1 protein-coding gene and 2 pseudogenes are annotated in these 3,097 nt (G+C 73.3%); 2 read left to right on the forward strand and 1 reads right to left on the reverse strand.

The annotated features are described in order from the left end of the window. Both RIF68_RS32445 and RIF68_RS32450 read left to right on the forward strand, forming a co-directional pair. A pseudogene (locus tag RIF68_RS32445) lies at window positions 1-345 on the forward strand (serine/threonine protein kinase); the annotation flags it as partial. An 80-nt stretch (window positions 346-425) separates the two neighbouring features. Further along, a complete protein-coding gene (locus tag RIF68_RS32450; RefSeq protein ID WP_309054900.1) occupies window positions 426-2,567 on the forward strand; it encodes a UvrD-helicase domain-containing protein in 2,142 nt (713 codons plus the stop codon). 339 nt (window positions 2,568-2,906) lie between these two features. Here the strand turns inward: RIF68_RS32450 and RIF68_RS32455 are convergent. Beyond that, window positions 2,907-3,097: pseudogene (locus RIF68_RS32455) on the reverse strand (aldo/keto reductase); the annotation flags it as partial.

A 3,097-nucleotide genomic window follows, 5' to 3' on the forward strand; every position in this document is an offset into this window, starting at 1 on the left:
TTCGCCCGCGTCGACGGGCCGGCCGGCGAGGCCGCCCGCGACTGCCGTGCCCAGGCCGCCCGCTGCCGCGGCGAACTCGGCCAGGTGACCGAGGCGCTGGCGGAGCTGCGGGCGGTCCTCGACGTGGAGCGGGCCGTCGAGAGCGACGTCAGCGACGCGGCGGTGGAGCTGCGCCGCGACATCGGCATGCTGCTGCTCGGCCAGGGCGCCCCGGAGGAGGCCCTGGCCTGGCTGGCGGCCCTGTACGAGGACGTGGTGCTCGTCCACGGCCCGCGCCACGACGTGGCCGCCGAGGCCGCCGAGGTCCTGGCCATGCTCCGCCGGGAACTCGGCGACGACGGGTGACCGTCGCCGACCGGCCGGGAAGCCGGTGCGAGAACGCCCGGACGGCCCGCGGCCGCGCCGCGGCGGCCTAGAATCCCGTCATGCCGCACCTCGCCCTCGACAAGGCCTTCTGCCAGCAGCTGGAGAAACTCGAGAAGCACGTCAGGAACGGCGTGTTCGACGCCTGGGACAAGTTCGAGCGGCTCACCCTCGACCAGCTCTTCAAGGACCCCGGCCTGAAGCTGGAGTCCCTCAAGGGCGCCAAGGACCGGCAGATCCGGACCATCCGCATCACCCAGGGATACCGCGGCGTGGTCCTCGCGCCCGCGACGGGCGACACCTTCGTGCTGCTGCGGGTCGGCCCGCACGACGAGGCCACCGAGTGGGCGGTGAAGCAGAAGGCGACCATCAACGCCGTCACCGGCGCCGTGGAACTCCGCGAGATCGCCACCCTGGAGGAATTGGCCCCCGCCTACGAGCGCATCGCGCCCGCCGAGGAGCAGCGGCTCTTCGCGAAGGTCTCCGACGGGGAGATGGCCGCCCTCGGCATCGACGCCACCACCCTCGCGCAGGCCCGCGTGCTGACCAGCCTGGAACAGCTCGACGTCTTCGGGCGGTTCTTCCCGCCGGACCAGTACCAGGTGCTGGAGCACCTGGCCCTCGGCGCGAGCGTCGAGCAGACCTGGCAGGAGGTCGTCGTGCCGGCACTGGCCGAGGCGGCCTCCCAGGAGCCCGTCGACACCACCGACTACGCGACCGCCATCGCGCACACCCGCACCCGGATCGCCGTCGTCACGGACGCCGACGAACTGCGCGACATCCTCGACAAGCCGTTCGCCGCCTGGCGGATCTTCCTCCACCCCGCCCAGCACAAGGTCGCCTACCGCCCGTCGTACTCCGGCCCCGCGCAGGTGACCGGCGGACCCGGCACCGGGAAGTCCGTCGTCGCCCTGCACCGGGTGCGGCACCTGCTGCGGCACCTGCGCGACGGCGACCGCATCCTGCTCACCACCTTCACCAACGCCCTCGTGGACTCCCTCACCGAGGGCCTCTGTCTGCTCGTCGACGATCCCGACCTGCGCGACCGGGTCGACGTCATGACCGTCGACGCCTTCGCCGGACGCGTGGTCAACACCTCGCGCCGGCCGCTCAGCGGGTACGAGGAGACCGCGCGGTGGGAGCAGGCCGCCGAGGCCACCGGCTTCACCGGCACCCCGCAGTTCCTCGCCCAGGAGTACAAGCACGTCGTCCTCGCCCAGGACCTCCGCGGCCGCGAGGAGTACGAGCGCTGCGAGCGCCGGGGCCGCGGCAGCGCGCTGCCCGCCGCCGCCCGGCCGCTGGTGTGGCGGACCGTGGAGGAGTTCACCCGGCGGCTGGCCGAGGACGGGCTGCGCACCTACCTCGGCACCTGCGTGGAGGCCACCGACCTGCTGGCCGGGCAGGGGCCGTGCTACCGGCACGTCGTCGTCGACGAGGCGCAGGACCTCCACCCGGCCCAGTGGCGGATGCTCCGCGCCGCCGCCCCGCGCCGCCCCGACGACCTGTTCGTCGCGGGCGACCCGCACCAGCGGATCTACGACAACCGGGTGTCGCTGAAGTCCCTCGGCATCAACGTCGCGGGCCGTTCGACCAAGCTGCGCAAGAACTACCGCTCCACCCAGGAGATCCTCAGCTGGGCGACGGGACTCCTGCTCGGCCGCCCCTACGCCGAACTGGCCGACAGCGGACGGCACGACACCCTGGTCGGGTACAGCTCCGCCCTGCACGGCTGCGGGCCGCGCCTCCACGCGGCGAAGACGGAGGAGGCCGAACTCGACGCCCTGGTCGAGCAGGTGCGCTCGTGGGTGGACGGCGGCGCCGCGTACGGGGAGATCGGAATCTGCGCGCGGTTCAACAAGACCTGCCAGAAGGCCAAGGACCGCCTGCTCGCGGCGGGTATTCCCGCCAGCCGGGTCCGCGCGGGCGCCGCCCGCACCGATGACGCGGTCAACGTGGGCACCATGCACACCTTCAAGGGGCTCGAGTACCGCTACACCGCCGTCGTCGGCGTCGACGACCGCGCTCTGCCGAACCCGTCGGCCATCACCCCGGAGGAGGTCGACCGGCTCCAGCACGAGGCCGACCTCGCCGCGGAACGCTGCCTGCTGTTCGTCGCCTGCACCCGGGCGCGGGACGGTCTGTACGTGTCGTGGACCGGGGAGCCGAGCCCGTTCCTGGTCGAGGCCGGCTGCGGGGCGGGGTAGTCAGGCCGCTGCCGCAGTCACTCACGCTTCCTCCCAAGGGCTGCGGCTCCGCCCGGGCCACCACTGCGAGGACATGCCCGTCACCTGGTGCCTGGCCGGCCACGGGCTCGACGGACGGGACGCCGCTGATACGTGGTCACCCCTCCGAGGTGACCGCGCCTCCACCCGCTGGAAGGTGCGCGGCACGTCGATGACCGTGCGCCCCTTCCGGCATCCGGCGGCAGTGGAGTGTGCTTGGTGACCGGGGTGATCGACGAGGAGGAGCGGGCCCCCCGCCGGACAGCGCGTCGGCGGTCCGGGCCCCGATCCAGTGCAGACTCGCGCGAGACGGAGGCTCGCTTATGACGGCGTGGTCATCTCCGGATACCGCGCCCCGACGACCTGGGCGGCCAGCGGATCGAGGAGGCGCAGGTCGTCGGGGGTGAGGGTGATGCGGGTGGCCGCGGTGTTCTCGGCCACCCGCTGGGGCCGACGGGTGCCGGGGATGGGAACGACCGGCAGGCTGTGTGCGGCTGCCCGCTGGTGGACCC

Source organism: Streptomyces sp. (genome assembly GCF_031178505.1).
In the GTDB taxonomy this organism is placed as follows: Bacteria; Actinomycetota; Actinomycetes; order Streptomycetales; family Streptomycetaceae; genus Streptomyces; species Streptomyces gulbargensis.

What these genes read in the sequence shown, in the direction of transcription:
- RIF68_RS32450 (WP_309054900.1), top strand. Translation starts at nt 426, where the DNA reads ATGCCGCACCTCGCCCTCGACAAGGCCTTCTGCCAGCAGCTGGAGAAA.